The sequence below is a fragment of the Bradyrhizobium sp. 2S1 genome (genome assembly GCF_011516625.5).
Classification (GTDB): Bacteria; Pseudomonadota; Alphaproteobacteria; order Rhizobiales; family Xanthobacteraceae; genus Bradyrhizobium; species Bradyrhizobium septentrionale.
In genome coordinates this window covers 7,962,844-7,978,019 of the sequence record NZ_CP147717.1, presented here as the reverse complement: position 1 = coordinate 7,978,019, position 15,176 = coordinate 7,962,844, and the positions used below count along the sequence as shown (strand labels likewise).

Here is a 15,176-nt window from a genome sequence, read left to right as displayed (position 1 = left end):
TGGTTGGAATCTATACGCTGATTCAACCGGAAACGCCGTCTCCCAAATGCAACACTCGCGGAAGAAGTGCCGACAGCGCAAGGTGCTGATTTTGTTGCAAGTTTTCTGAGTGATCACCGCGAGGCAACCGCTGATCCTGTGACCGGCGGCCACGCCAACGCCGTCGCCGGCTGCTACGGCAGGTTGTGGTGAACAAAACTGGAACAATGCCGGCGGCGATGCTATATCTCGATCTCAATAATCGTGGATAACCGCGCGACGGCAAAGGCGTCGGGCCGGCGCCGGCGTATAGGGGCATCCACGACGCCTGCAACGTAAGTGGCGAAGGTTGAGAGTGGCGGCCGATGTCCGGCGCCCGGTTTTTGAGTGGAGATGATGCGATGGCGGGAAGCGTGAACAAGGTGATCCTGGTTGGAAACCTCGGCAAGGATCCGGAAATCCGGCGGACGCAGGACGGCCGTCCGATCGCAAATCTGTCGATCGCCACCTCGGAAACCTGGCGCGACAAGGGCACCGGCGAGCGCAAGGAAAAGACCGAGTGGCACCGCGTCGTGATCTTCAACGAAGGTCTCTGCAAGGTCGCCGAGCAGTATCTGAAGAAGGGCGCCAAGGTGTACATCGAGGGTCAGTTGCAGACCCGCAAATGGACCGACCAGAGCGGCGTCGAGAAGTACTCGACCGAGGTCGTGCTGCAGGGCTTCAACTCCAACCTGACGATGCTCGACGGGCGCAGCGGCGGCGGCAGCTTCTCCGATGATGGCGGCAGCGATTTCGGCTCGGCCGGACCGGTCAGCTCGGCGCCGCGCCGTGCAGTCGCCGCCGGCGGCCGCAACAGCGATATGGACGACGACATCCCGTTCTGACGGGATCGCGCCTCCCACATTTTGTCAGGCGTCACCCCCGTGAAGATCATTTCCCGGGGCGGCGGTACAACGCGCGAGGGAAGTCATTTGCGTGGATTACGAGGATAACCTCGTATCAATCTGATATTACGTGATTATCGGAAGAGGCCTTCGCGGGTTCCCCGTGCTTTGACACAGGCTGATGTGAATGATATTTACATCGGCCTGCGGCGAGCGATGCCTGGCCGCGCGCATCACCCGAGGGCCGCCATCATGAGCCTCGCGCCATTGCTCGACGCTGCGCCTGCGATCCCGCTCCATGCCTTCGCGGCGATGGCCGCCTTCGTGCTCGGCTCGATTCAGCTCGCCGCACCGAAGGGCACGCTGCCGCACCGGACGCTCGGCTGGATCTGGGTGATCCTGATGCTGATCGTCGCCGGGAGCTCGTTCTGGATCCACCAGATCCGGCTGCTGGGCCCGTGGAGCCCGATCCACCTGCTGTCGATCTTCTCGCTGGCGATGCTGGTGCTCGGCGTGACGGCGGCACGGAGCCACAATGTCCGCCGCCACAAGTTCACGATGATCGGCATTTTCTTCGGCGCGCTGGTCATTGCCGGGCTGTTCACCTTCATGCCCGGGCGGATCATGCACGCGGTGATTTTCGGCCAATGAAGGTGCGAAAGAGGGCATTGCGAAGCCGGTTCCGCCCGGTCTTCGCCAGCTCGCATTCGCCACGCAGAGCGGGCCCGCCGGGAACCTGCAATGTCGCCGGTAAGTGCATGAAAAAATGAAGGGAAAAACGGCTTGCCGGAGCCGCGTAAGGGTGGTTATCAGGCCCTCGATACGCTATATGATTCCCCAGCAGAACTGACCGGATTTCCCCTTTGTCCGAACCCGAAGACGACAAGCCCGGCGAGCCGCCGGTGCCCTCAGATATTCGTCCCGTTTCCATTCTCGACGAGATGAAGAAGTCCTACCTCGATTACGCGATGAGCGTGATCGTGTCGCGTGCGCTGCCCGATGCGCGCGACGGGCTCAAGCCGGTGCACCGGCGCATTCTCTACTCGATGCATGAGCAGGGACATACGCCGGACAAGAAGTACGTAAAATCCGCGCGCGTCGTCGGCGACGTGATCGGTAAATATCACCCGCACGGCGACCAGTCGATTTACGACGCGATGGTCCGGATGGCGCAGGACTTCTCGCTGCGCGTGCCGCTGATCGACGGACAGGGCAATTTCGGCTCGGTCGACGGCGATCCGCCTGCGGCCTATCGATATACCGAGGCACGGCTGACGAAGGCGGCGCTCGCCGTTCTCGCCGACATCGACATGGAAACCGTCGATTTCCAGCCGAACTACGACAATTCCGAGCAGGAGCCGTCGGTTCTTCCGGCCAGGTTCCCGAACCTTCTGGTCAACGGCGCGGGCGGCATCGCGGTCGGCATGGCGACCAACATCCCGCCGCACAATCTCGGCGAGGTCGTCGACGCCTGTGTGGCGCTGATCGACAACCCGGCGCTTTCGATCGACGAGCTCATCAACATCATTCCGGGACCGGATTTCCCAACCGGTGGCGTCATCCTGGGACGCCAGGGCATCCGCTCGGCCTATCACCTTGGCCGCGGCTCGATCGTAATGCGCGGCAAGGTGGCGATCGACACCATCCGCAAGGACCGTGAAGCGATCATCATCACCGAAATTCCCTATCAGGTGAACAAGGCGACGATGGTCGAGCGTATCGCCGACCTGGTGAAAGAGAAGAAGATCGAGGGCATTGGCGATCTGCGCGACGAGTCCGACCGCGACGGCTATCGCGTCGTCATCGAGCTGAAGCGCGAAGCGGTGCCCGATGTGGTGCTCAACCAGCTCTATCGGTTCACGCCGCTGCAGTCGAACTTCCCCGCCAACATGCTGGCGCTGGATTCCGGTCGTCCGCAGACGATGAATCTGAAGGACCTGCTCACCATCTTCGTCGCGTTCCGCGAGCAGGTGGTGACCCGGCGGACCAAATTCCTGCTCGGCAAGGCGCGCGACCGCGCCCATATCCTGGTCGGCCTTGCGATCGCGGTCGCCAATATCGATGAAATGATCCGCGTCATCAGAACCTCGCCCGATCCGAACACGGCGCGCGAGTCCCTGATGTCGCGCGACTGGCCGGCGCGCGACGTCGAGGCGATGATCACGCTGATCGACGATCCCCGGCATCGCATCAATGACGACGGTACGCTCCGGCTGTCGATGGAGCAGGCCAAGGCGATCCTCGACCTGCGGCTGCAGCGCCTGACCGCGCTGGGGCGGGACGAGATCTCCGAAGAGCTCGACAAGCTCGCGGCGGAGATCGCCGACTATCTCGACATCCTGCGGTCTCGCGCCCGCGTTCAGGCGATCATCAAGACCGAACTGGCCGAGGTGAAGCAGCAGTTCGCAACCCCGCGCAAGACCGTGATCATCGAGCAGGAAGGCGAGGTCGAGGACGAGGACCTGATCCAGCGCGAGGACATGGTCGTGACGGTGTCGCACGCCGGCTATGTCAAGCGCGTGCCGCTCTCGGCCTACCGGGCGCAGCGCCGCGGCGGCAAGGGCCGCGCCGGCATGCAGACCCGCGACGAGGATTTCGTCTCGCGCCTGTTCGTGGCCTCCACCCACACGCCGGTGCTGTTCTTCTCCTCGCGCGGCCAGGTCTACAAGGAGAAGGTCTGGCGGCTGCCGATGGCAGCGCCGAACGCGCGCGGCAAGGCGCTGATCAACATCCTGCCGCTGGAGCAGGGCGAGCGTATCACCACGATCATGCCGTTGCCGGAGGATGAATCCTCCTGGGGCAATCTCGACGTGATGTTCGCGACCACCAGCGGCACCGTTCGCCGCAACAAGCTGTCCGACTTCGTCGATGTCCGCCGCTCCGGCATCATTGCCATGAAGCTCGGGGAGGGCGAGGCGATCGTCGACGTGCAGATCTGCACCGAGCGTGACGACGTGCTGCTGACCGCCGCGGGCGGGCAGTGCATCCGTTTCCCGGTCACCGATGTGCGCGTCTTCACCGGCCGCACCTCGATGGGCGTGCGCGGCATTGCACTGGCCGACGCCGACAAGCTGATCTCGCTCTCGATCCTGCGCCATGTCGAGACGACCTCGGACGAGCGCTCGGCGTACTTGAAGATGCGCCGCGCGGTGGCCGGCGAGACTGGGGCCGAGGAGCCGGTCGAGGCGGAAGGCGAAGAGGCGGCGAATGCGATCCAGCTGTCGCAGGAGCGCTATGCCGAGCTGTCGGCGGCCGAGCAGGTGGTGCTCACGGTCTCCGTCAACGGCTTCGGCAAGCGGACCTCGTCCTACGAGTACCGCACCACCGGCCGCGGCGGCAAAGGCATCGTCGCGATGAGCGTCAACAACCGCAACGGCAATTTGGTGGCGTCGTTCCCGGTCGAGGACGCCGACCAGATCATGCTGGTCACCGACAAGGGCCAGCTGATCCGCTGCCCGGTGGCCGACATCCGCGTCGCCGGCCGCTCCACCCAGGGCGTGATCGTGTTCGACACCGCCGAGGACGAGCACGTGGTCTCGGTCGAGCATATTCCAGAAGAGGAAAACGGCGCGAACGGCAACGGCGAGTAAGGCCGTTCTCGAACGTGGTTCGTTGCATGCGGCTCGAGGTCAGGCCCCCGCCGCGGGTTGATACATGCCTGATTGCCTGGGCGGGCCGGGCTGCGCCTGTGCGTCGTTTCGCCGAGCTTGAGGCACTTGCTTCTCTGTTCGTCGAAAAGCGACCCGCTCAGGGCGTTTGGGAGGCAGATAGCATTGTGAACAGTGCGTTATCGCCGTCTCTTTGCGCTGTTTCGCGTGACGTCGCGTAGCCGTGCACGAGCTCAAGACCGCCTTCGGAAATATACCATTTCCAGCGCGTGGGCTCGTTCTGCGCAATCACGGTAACCTCAAGGAGGCGAACGCGGCTTTGTTTGGCCATCTTGCCGATATGCGTCCTGGGCGGCCCGTCTGCCAGTGCGGCCGATTTGGTCGAGCAGGGGTTATCTCTTCTTCTTCGGCGGCGGCGGTGGCGGATCGATCTCGGCGATTTTACGCAGGCAATCGGCTTCGGTGTCATGCGGGCCCGTCACGAATGTTCCGCTGACCTTTGTGGAGTACCAACCGGAAATCACGCCGAGGCGGACGGACTCTTCAGTCTTGACGTGGCGAGGCGAGAGATTTTGCATCAGGGTCTTTCGGTGAGCGCGTTCCGAAACTGTGTCGAACGCACGGAGGAGGCTTTCAAGCATCCGACTCGAACATTCGTCGGGTTCGACTCGCGCTGGCAAGCCGCGCCAGCTCGGCAAGCGCTGCCGTTCCTGCGCGCTATTGCGGCAAATAGCCATCATTTTCTCGCGCGATGCGGGTATTTGTCCGACGAGGCAGATCGTACCTTGTATTCGCCCGCTTCGTAGCCATGTCGGTGGTGCAAAGAGGATGTACTTCGGATGAAGCTTCGCGTCGGATTCGAAATGCACTACGAGTTCCCGCAGCCGACGCCCATCATCATGGTGCTGGGCACGCACTTCACGCGCGCGTCCGACATCATCGTCCCCGACTACCTGACCACTACCCCCTCAGTGCCGATCACGCCGTATCGCGACGGATTCGGCAATTGGTGCAGCCGTATCGTTGCGCCGGCCGGTCCGATGCGGCTGGCGGCCGATGGCGTCGTGCGCGACAGCGGCGAGCCTGATCCGGTGTTTGCTTCGGCCGGCCAGCACGCGGTCGAGGACCTGCCGTCGGACACGCTGGTCTATCTGCTTGGCAGCCGCTATTGCGAGACCGACCGGCTGTCGGAAATCGCATGGAAGCTGTTCGAGGGCACGCCGCCGGGCTGGCCGCGGGTCCAGGCCATTTGCGATTTCGTCCATCGCCACATCACTTTCGGCTACGAGCACGCCCGCGCCACCAAGACGGCGTGGGAGGCCTTCAACGAATGCAAGGGCGTGTGCCGCGACTACGCGCATCTCGCTATTGCCTTCTGCCGCTGCATGAACATTCCGGCGCGCTATTGCACCGGCTATCTCAGCGACATCGGCACCCCGCTGCCTTGGGCAGCCGGTGATTTCGCCGGCTGGTTCGAGGCCTATATCGGCGGGCGTTGGCATATGTTCGATCCGCGCAACAACGTGCCGCGGATCGGCCGGGTTCTGATCGCACATGGACGGGATGCGTCCGACGTTCCGATCACGCAGACGTTTGGGCCAAACACGCTGATTTCGTTCAAGGTCTGGACCGACGAGGCCGCGTCGTGACGGATCATCCCCAAGCCCTCAGTTCGGACGAGTTCGCCTCCCTGGTCGAGGTCGGCAAGGGCGAAGCGCAACGGGAGATTCCCCAGTTGCACTGGGAGCGCCTTGTCGGTCTCGGCTACGCAGTCAGACGGCTCGGTGAACTCGGCCTGACTGCATCCGGCATTCGTCGTCTCGCGGCGGGCGAATAGACCTTCAGGCCCTTCGATGTCGACGTCCGATTTGGGTCAATGAGCCAAGCCCTGACCGGCCGAATTCTCGAGTTCTCTGGTGAGGGCGGAGAGCGCGTCCGCCCGGCCGATCTGGGCGAACCAGCACCAGAGCTCGAGCGTGCAGGCGAGCCGGTAGAGCGTGATCGTGGCTTCCCAGTCGGGGCGGTCGCGGGTGCCGTGGCCCGCGAGCAATCCGTCGCGCTTGGGCGCATCCTTCGGCGTGAAGTAATAGAGCGCCTTGGCGATATCCATCAGGGGATCGCCGGCGGTGGCATTCTCGAAATCGACGATGCCTGAGAGTTGCGGTGTGCCTTCCGGCGTCACCAGCACGTTTCCGGCATGGAGATCGTAGTGGCACAGGCGGGGCCGGTCGGCGGCGTCGAGCAGGTCGCTGCGTGCGGCAATGCTGTGCCGGAGCCGCCCGGCGAGCGCCGGGTCGCCGCCGCGCGTGCAAAACTCCGTCAGCTTTCGCTCGAACTGGGCGGACATGTAGGCGCGGTTGGTTGGGTGCGGCGTCCAGACCCCGTGCGGGCCGATATAGCCGAAGCTGTCGAGCGTGACGTCGTTGATGCGACGGAGCGCTTCGCCCATGGCAGCGTAGATCACAAACAGCTGCTGATCGGTCAGGGCCCGCTCGCGGCCGCCGAGCACGACGCCGTGGAGCTTCGTCATAAGCACGAAGCTGAGGTCGATCACCGAGCGCGTGTCGTCGGCGACGAGAATACGGGGAACAGGGATGTCGACCTCGCGCAACAGCCCTAGGAGCTTGTCTGGATAGTCGCTGTTCAAATCTGGTCGGGTCTGATTCAACATTGGGCGATGAGCGAGTATTTTCGGCCTTGGAACATCGATCAGACGCTGCTTCTGCCGCCGAATGTGCAGGACTTCGTGCCGAAAGGCCATGTCTCGCGGTTTATGGTTGATCTGGTGCGGGAGAGCCTCGATCTCAGGGAGATCATGGGCAGCTATGTGAGCGGGCTTGGGCAGCCGCCGTTTGATCCGCGGATGATGGTGGCGCTGCTGCTGCATAGCTATGCGAGTGGGCTGTATTCGTCGCGTCGGATTGCCAAGGCCTGCCGGGAGCGGAACGATTTTGTGATGATCGTGGCGCTGGATGCGCCGGATTTTCGGACGATCAGCGACTTTCGCAAGCGACATTTGAAGGCGCTCGGCGCGCTATTCGTGCAGGTTCTGAAGTTGTGCGAGACGGCCGGGCTGGTCAAGCTCGGTCATGTCGCGCTGGATGGTACGAAGATCAAGGCGAACGCGTCGAAACACAAGGCGATGAGTTATGAGCGCATGAAGAAGCGCGAGGCGGAATTGAAGGCCGAGGTCGCTCGCATGCTGGCGGCCGCCGAGGCGGCGGATGCCTCGGAGGATGAGACTTTCGGCAACAGCGACGAACTGCCGGACTGGACCGTCGACAAGCAGAAACGGCTGGCGAAGATCCAGCAAGCGATGGCGGCGCTGGAAGCGGACGCCAAACTGGCGGCGGAGGAAGAGCGCCGCATCGAGGCCGAAAAGGAACAGCAGCGCCAGGCCGAAGGCCGCAAGAAGCCGGGCAAACCGGCGGCGCTGCCATCGGAGGAACCCAATCCCAAGGCGCAACGCAACTTCACCGATCCGGAAAGCCGCATCATGAAGTCGAAGGATGGCTTCGTTCAGGCCTATAATGCCCAGGCGGCCGTCGATGCACATGCCCAGATCATTGTCGCGCAAGAACTGACCCAGCACGGCAGCGATCAGGGCCAGTTGGTGCCCCTGATCGAGGCCATCGAGAGCAATCTTGGCCGCAAGCCGCGGCAGGCCTCAGCGGATTCCGGCTACTGCAGCGAAGCCAATCTCGAAGCGCTCGACACACGCAGCATCGATGGCTATGTCGCGCCCGGACGCGCCAAGCACCCGACAGTAGCGAACGGAAAAGTCGGCGGCCCGCTGACACAGGCCATGCGAAAGAAGATCGACGATGGCGGCTTCGAAACACCCTACCGATTGCGAAAGCAAGTGGTGGAGCCGGTGTTCGGACAGATCAAACAGGCAAGAGGCTTCCGCCAGTTCCTGTTGCGGGGCATCGAGAAAGTGCGCGCCGAGTGGACAATGATCTGCACCGTCCATAACCTCCTCAAGCTGTTCAACCTCGCAAACGCAGCCTGAGCCTGCTACTCTACAACAAATGCCCGTCACGAAAACATATCTGGACGGGCTCCTAGGACGTGGACCTCCTTCGCCATCTTCCATTGCAGCTGCGCCGGATAGACCTTGAGGATGCAGCCCGGCGCGTCCGCCAGCACGATCTCGAGGATCGTGCTGATCTCGCCGCCGCGCAGCTCGATGACGTCGCGCACCGTTGCGCCCGGCGCGACTCGGTTGACGATGGCCTGCGCCTGGTCGATCGAGACCGCCAGCCGCGGCTTCAGCTGAAGGGGCGGATCGTCTGACATTCCCGGAGATCACTCGTAGCCCGGATGCAGCGAAGCAAAATCCGGGGGCTTGCGATACGGCCGTCACTTGTCCCAGATTGTGCTTCGCTGCATCCGGGCTACGCAGACGTTGAAATCAGATCTCGATCTCCGTGCCGAACTCCACGACCTGACCGGTCGGCACGCCGAAGAACGCCGCCGTCCGCTCCGCATTGCGCTGCAGGAAGGCGAACAGCGATTCCCGCCACACCCACATGCCCGGAACGTCCTCGCGCGGGATGATGGTCTCGCGGCCGATGTAATAGGTCACGTCGGAAAGATCGATACCGGGCAGCTTGCTCTGCTGGCAGGCGAGCTTCAGCCCCTCATAGATCGTCGGATACTGCATGAAGCCATAATGCAGGATGATCCGCGTGATGCCCGGGACGATCTCGACCACCTCGGCGCGCTCCTCATCGGAAATCCTTGGCCGCTCCTCGATCAGCACGGTGACCAGCAGCACGCGCTGATGCAGCACGTGGTTGTGCTTGACGAACTGGGTCAGCGCGAGCGGCACGCCGTTGGGGGCCGACGCCAGGAACACGGCGGTGCCGGGCAGGCGGGCGCTGCATTTGTTGACGGCGGTCTCGATCAGATCCTCTTCCGGCTGCCGCAGCTTGCCGCGTGCCTTCTCGACCAGCTTCACGCCGCTGCGCCAGGTCAGCATCAGGAACGCGACGGCGGCCGCGAGCAGCAGCGGGAACCAGCCGCCCTCGAACAGCTTGGTCGAGTTTGCCGCAAAGAAGATCGCGTCGATGATGAAGAAGAAGCCGTTCACCGCGATCACGATGATCGGCGAATAGCCCCACTGGATCGCGACCAGCGCGGCGAGCAGGGTGGTGATCGCCATCAGCAGCGACACCGCGATGCCGTAGGCGCCGGCCAGCGCGTCCGAGGTGCCGAACGCCAGTACCGCGCCGAGCGTCCCGGCCGCGAGCAGCCAGTTCACCAGCGGCACGTAGATCTGGCCGATCGCATCGCTCGTGGTGTGCTCGATATGCATGCGCGGCAGGAAGCCGAGCTGGATCGACTGCTGGGTCAGCGAGAATACGCCGGAGATGATGGCCTGCGAGGCGATCACGGTGGCGATGGTCGCGAGCAGGACGAGCGGGTAATGCGCCCAGTCGGGCGACAACTGGAAGAACGGGTTGTCGATCGCGGTCGGGTCGGTGATCAGGAGCCCGGCCTGGCCGAAATAATTCAGCACCAGCGCGGGCAGGCAGATGGCGAACCAGGCGAGCCGGATCGGAAAGCGGCCGAAATGCCCCATGTCGGCATACATCGCCTCACCGCCGGTGACCGCGAGGAAGGCGGCGCCGAGAATGGCAAAGCTGACGTGAAAATCCTGATGGATCAGGAAATCGAATGCGTAGAACGGGCTCAGCGCAACCAGCACGCCGGGCGCCTTGACGATGCCGTGAATGCCCAGCACTGCGAGCACCCCGAACCAGAACAGCATCACCGGGCCGAAGATCTTGCCGATGAAGCCCGTGCCCTGCTTCTGCATCATGAACAGGCCGATCAGGATGACGACGGTGACCGGCACCACGGCCGGCGCCAGCGATGGCGCGTCGACCTTCAGGCCCTCGATCGCCGAGAGCACCGAGATCGCCGGCGTGATCGCGCCGTCGCCGTAGAGCAGCGCGGCGCCGATCAGCCCGACGACCAGAAGATGGGCGCGCCAGGTCCCGGGCGCCGCGTTGCGCGCCGACAGCAGCGCCAGCAGGGCGACGATGCCGCCTTCGCCGCGGTTGTCCGCGCGCAGGATCAGCAACGCATATTTGACCGAGATGATGAGGATCAGCGCCCACAGGATCAGCGAGACCACGCCGAGCACCGCGCTCTCGGTGAGCGGTCCGCCATGGGTGGCGGCCTTGGCGGCTTCCTTGAGGGCGTAGAGGGGGCTGGTTCCGATGTCGCCATAGACGACGCCCAAGGCACCGAGGGTGACGGCAACCGGGATCGGACTGCTCGGAGGGTGGCCAGAAGAAACGATCGCGGGCGTACTCGTCACGGCAATCCCCTGATGGCTTGCGCCCGCCGGATCATCCGGACGGGCGCCTTAGACGATAGTCTGCGACGGGACGCCGCAAATTACCATTGGGATTTGTGTGACGGCCTGAGCTTACGCCAGGCTGACGAGGGCTGTCCGTTCCGGTGACGTCGGAGCGGTGTCTGCTTTGCTTGGAAACGAACTACGGGGTGCGGTCGGCGGTGACGAGGCGGGCTTCGCGAACCACCGTCTTGGTGCCGGCGGAGCGCAGGCAGGAGGCCTCGAAATTCGGCCAGGCCTGCTGCGAACAGTCCTTGCCGACCAGATGGATATCGAGACGATCGGCCTTGGCGAGCGGCCGCGGAGTGGAGGCTTCGACCTGCGGAGCAAAGCCCGGCAGAATGGTGAGCGCGGCGGCGATGAACGCGGCAACAGCGATGGCGGAAAATGCCTTGATCATGACGGTCCCCATGTGAACGAGCCCCCCGGGCCCGTCGTTTCGTTGTGCAATCTCTACCGGCCGCACGTTTCCTGGTGTCTTCGCCACCGCGGGAAATGGTTTCGTCGGGGGCCGGTTTTGTTTCGTCCGCCAGCGGCCGACGAAACATTCACCCACGTAGACGCTGGCATCCCAGGACTCGTTCACTGGACGAGCGACAAAATGTTTTGTGGGTATCGATGGAACCAAGGCCGCTTGCCGGGGCGAGCGGGGCGGGTTAGGACGGGCTATGCCCCGTATCGCGATCTATCCTGGTTCCTTCGATCCCGTGACCAACGGCCATCTGGACGTGGTCCGACAGGCCGTCGGCCTGTGCGACCGCCTGGTGGTTGCCGTCGCCATCAACGCCGGTAAAAAGCCGCTGTTCACGACCGAGGAACGGCTGGACATGCTCCGCGAGCTGTGCGGCCCGATCGCCCAGCAAGCGGGCTGTGCCTTGGATTGCACCACCTATGACAATTTGACGGTGACGGCGGCGCGCAAGCTCGGCGCGACCATCATGATTCGCGGCCTGCGCGACGGCACCGATCTCGACTACGAGATGCAACTCGCCGGCATGAACGAGGCGATGGCGCCCGAGGTGCATACCGTGTTCGTTCCGGCGTCGGTCGCGGTCCGCCCGATCACCGCCACACTGGTGCGCCAAATCGCCCAGATGGGCGGCGACTTCTCTGCATTCGTGCCGTCATCGGTCGCCGCTAGCCTGAAGGCCAAATTCGCCGGCTGACCCCGGCTGCCTGCCACATCCCGAACGTCCAGAGATCCGGAGTTTCCATGATCCGCATTCTTGCATTCGTCGCCGCGCTGCTTTGCGTCGTGCCCGCGGTCGCGCAACCGCTGCCCGCCGGTCTCGACAAGGCCAATGCGATCGTGATCGACACCACCAAGGGCCGCATCGTCATCAAGCTGCGCACCGACATCGCGCCGAAGCATGCCGAGCGCATCAAGCAGCTCGCGCGCGAGGGCTTCTACGACAACGTGCCGTTCCATCGGGTGATGGACGGCTTCATGGCGCAGACCGGCGACGGCCAGAATTTCAACGGCACCGGCGGCTCGAAATATCCGAACCTGAAGCAGGAGTTCTCGCAGGTTCCGTTCAAGCGCGGCATCGTCGGCATGGCCCGGCGCGGCGATAGCGTCGACAGCGCCAATTCGCAGTTCTTCATCATGTTCGCCGACGGCCCGAGCCTCAACGGCCAGTACACCGTGATCGGCGAGGTGGTGTCGGGCATGGACGTGGTCGACAAGCTGAAGAAGGCGCCTGCGGGCTCGCCCAGCGGCAGCGTCACCGATCCCGACAAGATGGTGAAGGTGCAGGTCGCATCCGACGTCAAGTGATCCGCGATGGCGGCGCGCAGCAGACCACTTGCCTGGTTCGCCGCGCCGCTCGCGGTGTGGCTCGCGCTGCCCGGGTCGGTGGCGGCCGAGCCGGAGCAACTCAATACGATTAAGGATGTGGTGCTGGCCATCCACCGCTGCTGGCGGCCGCCGCCGGCGGACAAGGCCGGCCCGATCGACATTACCGTCATTGTCAGCTTCAACCGCGAGGGCGCGATCCTCGGACATCCGAGGATCAGCTATGAATCGCAGGAAGCCACCGACAATGACCGGATCGCATACCGGGTCGCGGTGATGGAGGCGTTGCAACGCTGCACGCCGTTGCCATTTACCGAGAGTCTGGGCGGCGCGGTGGCTGGCCGTCCGTTCGCGATCCCGTTCAGGAACAAGAAGTATCCACCCCGAAGCCAGGAGAAGCGAGCATGGCTGCTACCGAAAATACTCTGATCCTCGAAACCACGCAGGGCCCGGTCACGATCGAGATGCGCCCGGACCTCGCGCCCGGCCATGTCGCGCGGATCAAGGAACTGGTGCGCGAAGGCTTCTACGACGGCATCGTGTTCCACCGCGTGATCGACGGCTTCATGGCGCAGACCGGCTGTCCGCAGGGCACCGGCATGGGCGGCTCCGGCAAGAAGCTGAAAGCCGAATTCAACAAGGAGCCGCATGTCCGCGGCACCGCCTCGATGGCCCGCGCCGCCAATCCGGATTCCGGCGACAGCCAGTTCTTCATCTGCTTCGACGACGCCTCCTTCCTCAACGGCCAGTACACGGTCTGGGGCAAGGTCACCGAGGGCATGGAGAATGTCGACAAGATCAAGCGCGGCGAGCCGGTGAAGGATCCCGACAAGATCGTTAAGGCGCGCATGGCCGCCGACGCGGCTTGAGATGCAGGTGGTCATGCCCGGGCTTGACCGGGGCATCCATCGATCCTTGGAAGTTTGTTCGTAGATGATGGATTGCCGGGCATAGGCGAGCGGAAGCGACGCCGTTCTTCGAACGACTATGCCCGGCAATGACAGCTTGACCATGCGCACCGATCTCTTCGACTTCGAGCTCCCGCCCGACAGCATCGCGCTCCGCCCCGCGAGCCCGCGTGATGCCGCGCGGATGCTGGTGGTGCATCCCGACGGCGTGCTGCGCGACGCCACCATCGCCGAGCTGCCGCATTGGCTGGAGCCGGGCGATCAGATCGTCGTCAACGACACCAAGGTGATCGCGGCCCAGCTCAAGGGCCGCCGCATCGGACGCGAGACCGAGCCGAAGATCGAGGCGACGCTGATCAAGCGGCTCGACGGCTCGCGCTGGCAGGCGCTGGTGAAGCCGGCGAAGAAGCTCAGCCCCGGCGACACCATCCGCTTCGGCAATGAGGGCAAGGTCTGCCTGCTCGGCCATCTCGATGCGACCGTCGAGGCAAAGGGGCAGGAAGGCGAGGTGACGCTGTCATTCTCGTTCCATGGCCCCGCGCTCGACCAGGCCATTGCAGATGTCGGCGTCACGCCGCTGCCGCCCTACATCGCCTCCAAGCGCACGCCCGACGACCAGGACGTCAGCGACTACCAGACCATGTTCGCCGCCAATGAAGGCGCGGTCGCAGCGCCGACGGCGGGGCTGCATTTTACGTCGGCGCTGCAGGCCGCACTGAAGAGCCGCGGCGTCGACCTGCATCAGCTCACGCTGCATGTCGGGGCAGGGACGTTCCTGCCGGTCAAGGTGGACGAAACCTCCGAGCACAAGATGCATGCCGAATGGGGCTGCATCACCGCCGAGACCGCCGCCGCGCTGAACGCCGCGCGCGCCAGAGGCGGCCGGATCGTCGCGATCGGCACCACGTCGCTGCGGCTTCTGGAAAGCGCTGCCAATGCCGACGGCACGCTCCAGCCGTTTGCGGCCGAGACCTCGATCTTCATCACGCCGGGCTACCGCTTCCGCGCGGTCGATATGCTGCTGACAAACTTCCATCTGCCGCGCTCGACGCTGTTCATGCTGGTCTCGGCCTTCTCAGGCCTCGAGACGATGCAGCGCGCCTACGCGCACGCGATCAGGGACGGCTACCGGTTTTATTCATACGGCGATGCCTGTTTGTTGTTCCGCGACAAGCAGGACCGGTAAAACCCCAGGATGGGCGAGGTCCGCCCATCACGGCTCTGGTGTCCCGGAGAAGAGCCGGACAGATGCCCGGCTCCTTCAGCGTCAGGTGAACGTGAACATGCTCGCACTGAGCTGCGAGGGGCCCACGCCGATCAGCCAGGCCGCGTTGCCGGCGGCATCGGTGATGATGGTCGTGTTGATGCCCGGCGAGTAGAACGAGGCGGCCTGCACGTCGGCAAATGAGTGCAGCGACGTGCCGGCAAAATTCAGCAGGTCGTTGACGCCACCCGCATTGAAGTCCTCGATCACCATGACCTCGGGAGCGGCATCGGTGATCACAAAAGTATCCGAACCGCCGCTGCCCCAGGCATAATCCACGCCGCCGCCACCGTTGATGACATCGTTGCCAAAGCCCATCAGGAACGCGTCGACGCCGCTGCAAGCCCCAATTGTCGGGTGGAATCTCG

The 15,176-nt window shown here is 63.9% G+C and carries 17 protein-coding genes; 11 read left to right on the top strand and 6 right to left on the bottom strand.

What is annotated here, in order from left to right:
• The first annotated feature begins 380 nt into the window (after nucleotides 1-380).
• The 3 genes from HAP54_RS37750 (at nucleotide 381) to gyrA (ending at nucleotide 4,453) form a co-directional block, all read left to right on the top strand.
• The gene (locus HAP54_RS37750) at nucleotides 381-863 is read left to right on the top strand and encodes a single-stranded DNA-binding protein (RefSeq protein WP_166295759.1); all 483 of its coding nucleotides are present in this window, start codon (nucleotides 381-383) and stop codon (nucleotides 861-863) included.
• Nucleotides 864-1,115: 252 nt separating this feature from the next.
• Nucleotides 1,116-1,514 (top strand): DUF2306 domain-containing protein, encoded by a 399-nt coding sequence (locus HAP54_RS37745; protein ID WP_166306783.1) that lies wholly within the window; start codon nucleotides 1,116-1,118, stop codon nucleotides 1,512-1,514.
• 212 nt (nucleotides 1,515-1,726) lie between these two features.
• Nucleotides 1,727-4,453: a DNA gyrase subunit A gene (gene gyrA / locus HAP54_RS37740; RefSeq protein WP_166295756.1), complete on the top strand. Its 2,727-nt coding sequence runs from the start codon at nucleotides 1,727-1,729 to the stop codon at nucleotides 4,451-4,453.
• A gap of 410 nt (nucleotides 4,454-4,863) precedes the next feature.
• Here the strand turns inward: gyrA and HAP54_RS37735 are convergent, their stop codons facing one another.
• Complete coding sequence (locus HAP54_RS37735; RefSeq protein ID WP_029082652.1) at nucleotides 4,864-5,049, bottom strand: hypothetical protein; 186 nt, start codon at nucleotides 5,047-5,049, stop codon at nucleotides 4,864-4,866.
• Nucleotides 5,050-5,310: 261 nt separating this feature from the next.
• Here HAP54_RS37735 and HAP54_RS37730 point away from each other — a divergent pair, with 261 nt between their 5' ends.
• The gene (locus tag HAP54_RS37730; RefSeq protein ID WP_166295754.1) at nucleotides 5,311-6,120 is read left to right on the top strand and encodes a transglutaminase-like domain-containing protein; all 810 of its coding nucleotides are present in this window, start codon (nucleotides 5,311-5,313) and stop codon (nucleotides 6,118-6,120) included.
• A complete protein-coding gene (locus HAP54_RS37725; protein ID WP_166295751.1) occupies nucleotides 6,117-6,308 on the top strand; it encodes a hypothetical protein in 192 nt (63 codons plus the stop codon). The genes HAP54_RS37730 and HAP54_RS37725 overlap by 4 nt, the downstream gene beginning before the upstream one ends.
• 36 nt (nucleotides 6,309-6,344) lie before the next feature.
• Here the strand turns inward: HAP54_RS37725 and HAP54_RS37720 are convergent, their stop codons facing one another.
• Nucleotides 6,345-7,142 carry a phosphotransferase family protein gene (locus HAP54_RS37720; protein WP_224741600.1) on the bottom strand — a complete coding sequence of 266 codons (798 nt, stop codon included), beginning with the start codon at nucleotides 7,140-7,142 and terminating at the stop codon, nucleotides 6,345-6,347.
• Between the two features lie 6 nt (nucleotides 7,143-7,148).
• Here HAP54_RS37720 and HAP54_RS37715 point away from each other — a divergent pair, with 6 nt between their 5' ends.
• A complete protein-coding gene (locus HAP54_RS37715) occupies nucleotides 7,149-8,483 on the top strand; it encodes an IS1182 family transposase (protein ID WP_166295748.1) in 1,335 nt (444 codons plus the stop codon).
• Between the two features lie 26 nt (nucleotides 8,484-8,509).
• Here HAP54_RS37715 and HAP54_RS37710 read toward each other — a convergent pair whose 3' ends face one another.
• From HAP54_RS37710 to HAP54_RS37700, 3 genes are all read right to left on the bottom strand, one after another.
• Nucleotides 8,510-8,770: a hypothetical protein gene (locus HAP54_RS37710; protein ID WP_224741601.1), complete on the bottom strand. Its 261-nt coding sequence runs from the start codon at nucleotides 8,768-8,770 to the stop codon at nucleotides 8,510-8,512.
• A gap of 115 nt (nucleotides 8,771-8,885) precedes the next feature.
• Nucleotides 8,886-10,784 carry a potassium transporter Kup gene (locus tag HAP54_RS37705; RefSeq protein ID WP_166306780.1) on the bottom strand — a complete coding sequence of 633 codons (1,899 nt, stop codon included), beginning with the start codon at nucleotides 10,782-10,784 and terminating at the stop codon, nucleotides 8,886-8,888.
• 199 nt (nucleotides 10,785-10,983) lie between these two features.
• Nucleotides 10,984-11,241: a hypothetical protein gene (locus HAP54_RS37700; RefSeq protein ID WP_166295745.1), complete on the bottom strand. Its 258-nt coding sequence runs from the start codon at nucleotides 11,239-11,241 to the stop codon at nucleotides 10,984-10,986.
• A 268-nt stretch (nucleotides 11,242-11,509) separates the two neighbouring features.
• Between HAP54_RS37700 and coaD the strand changes: the two genes are divergently transcribed.
• The 5 genes from coaD (at nucleotide 11,510) to queA (ending at nucleotide 14,730) form a co-directional block, all read left to right on the top strand.
• Nucleotides 11,510-12,007 (top strand): pantetheine-phosphate adenylyltransferase, encoded by a 498-nt coding sequence (coaD, locus tag HAP54_RS37695; RefSeq protein WP_166295742.1) that lies wholly within the window; start codon nucleotides 11,510-11,512, stop codon nucleotides 12,005-12,007.
• A gap of 47 nt (nucleotides 12,008-12,054) precedes the next feature.
• Complete coding sequence (locus HAP54_RS37690; RefSeq protein WP_166295739.1) at nucleotides 12,055-12,618, top strand: peptidylprolyl isomerase; 564 nt, start codon at nucleotides 12,055-12,057, stop codon at nucleotides 12,616-12,618.
• Between the two features lie 6 nt (nucleotides 12,619-12,624).
• Entirely contained in the window at nucleotides 12,625-13,065 is a 441-nt protein-coding gene (locus HAP54_RS37685) for a TonB C-terminal domain-containing protein (RefSeq protein WP_166295737.1), read from the top strand.
• Nucleotides 13,041-13,505, top strand: coding sequence for a peptidylprolyl isomerase (locus tag HAP54_RS37680; protein WP_016846097.1), 465 nt, complete (start codon nucleotides 13,041-13,043; stop codon nucleotides 13,503-13,505). The genes HAP54_RS37685 and HAP54_RS37680 overlap by 25 nt, the downstream gene beginning before the upstream one ends.
• Before the next feature lie 142 nt (nucleotides 13,506-13,647).
• Complete coding sequence (gene queA, locus HAP54_RS37675; protein ID WP_166295734.1) at nucleotides 13,648-14,730, top strand: tRNA preQ1(34) S-adenosylmethionine ribosyltransferase-isomerase QueA; 1,083 nt, start codon at nucleotides 13,648-13,650, stop codon at nucleotides 14,728-14,730.
• Between the two features lie 81 nt (nucleotides 14,731-14,811).
• On the opposite strand, the gene HAP54_RS37670 is transcribed toward queA, so the two are convergent.
• Nucleotides 14,812-15,126 (bottom strand): hypothetical protein, encoded by a 315-nt coding sequence (locus HAP54_RS37670; RefSeq protein WP_224742084.1) that lies wholly within the window; start codon nucleotides 15,124-15,126, stop codon nucleotides 14,812-14,814.
• Nucleotides 15,127-15,176: the final 50 nt, after the last annotated feature.

What these genes read in the sequence shown, in the direction of transcription:
- HAP54_RS37710 (WP_224741601.1), bottom strand. Translation starts at nt 8,770, where the DNA reads ATGTCAGACGATCCGCCCCTTCAGCTGAAGCCGCGGCTGGCGGTCTCG.
- HAP54_RS37680 (WP_016846097.1), top strand. Translation starts at nt 13,041, where the DNA reads ATGGCTGCTACCGAAAATACTCTGATCCTCGAAACCACGCAGGGCCCG.
- HAP54_RS37745 (WP_166306783.1), top strand. Translation starts at nt 1,116, where the DNA reads ATGAGCCTCGCGCCATTGCTCGACGCTGCGCCTGCGATCCCGCTCCAT.
- HAP54_RS37720 (WP_224741600.1), bottom strand. Translation starts at nt 7,142, where the DNA reads ATGTTGAATCAGACCCGACCAGATTTGAACAGCGACTATCCAGACAAG.
- HAP54_RS37735 (WP_029082652.1), bottom strand. Translation starts at nt 5,049, where the DNA reads ATGCAAAATCTCTCGCCTCGCCACGTCAAGACTGAAGAGTCCGTCCGC.
- HAP54_RS37690 (WP_166295739.1), top strand. Translation starts at nt 12,055, where the DNA reads ATGATCCGCATTCTTGCATTCGTCGCCGCGCTGCTTTGCGTCGTGCCC.
- HAP54_RS37700 (WP_166295745.1), bottom strand. Translation starts at nt 11,241, where the DNA reads ATGATCAAGGCATTTTCCGCCATCGCTGTTGCCGCGTTCATCGCCGCC.
- HAP54_RS37685 (WP_166295737.1), top strand. Translation starts at nt 12,625, where the DNA reads ATGGCGGCGCGCAGCAGACCACTTGCCTGGTTCGCCGCGCCGCTCGCG.
- HAP54_RS37670 (WP_224742084.1), bottom strand. Translation starts at nt 15,126, where the DNA reads ATGGGCTTTGGCAACGATGTCATCAACGGTGGCGGCGGCGTGGATTAT.
- HAP54_RS37715 (WP_166295748.1), top strand. Translation starts at nt 7,149, where the DNA reads ATGAGCGAGTATTTTCGGCCTTGGAACATCGATCAGACGCTGCTTCTG.
- HAP54_RS37730 (WP_166295754.1), top strand. Translation starts at nt 5,311, where the DNA reads ATGAAGCTTCGCGTCGGATTCGAAATGCACTACGAGTTCCCGCAGCCG.
- coaD (WP_166295742.1), top strand. Translation starts at nt 11,510, where the DNA reads ATGCCCCGTATCGCGATCTATCCTGGTTCCTTCGATCCCGTGACCAAC.
- queA (WP_166295734.1), top strand. Translation starts at nt 13,648, where the DNA reads ATGCGCACCGATCTCTTCGACTTCGAGCTCCCGCCCGACAGCATCGCG.
- HAP54_RS37750 (WP_166295759.1), top strand. Translation starts at nt 381, where the DNA reads ATGGCGGGAAGCGTGAACAAGGTGATCCTGGTTGGAAACCTCGGCAAG.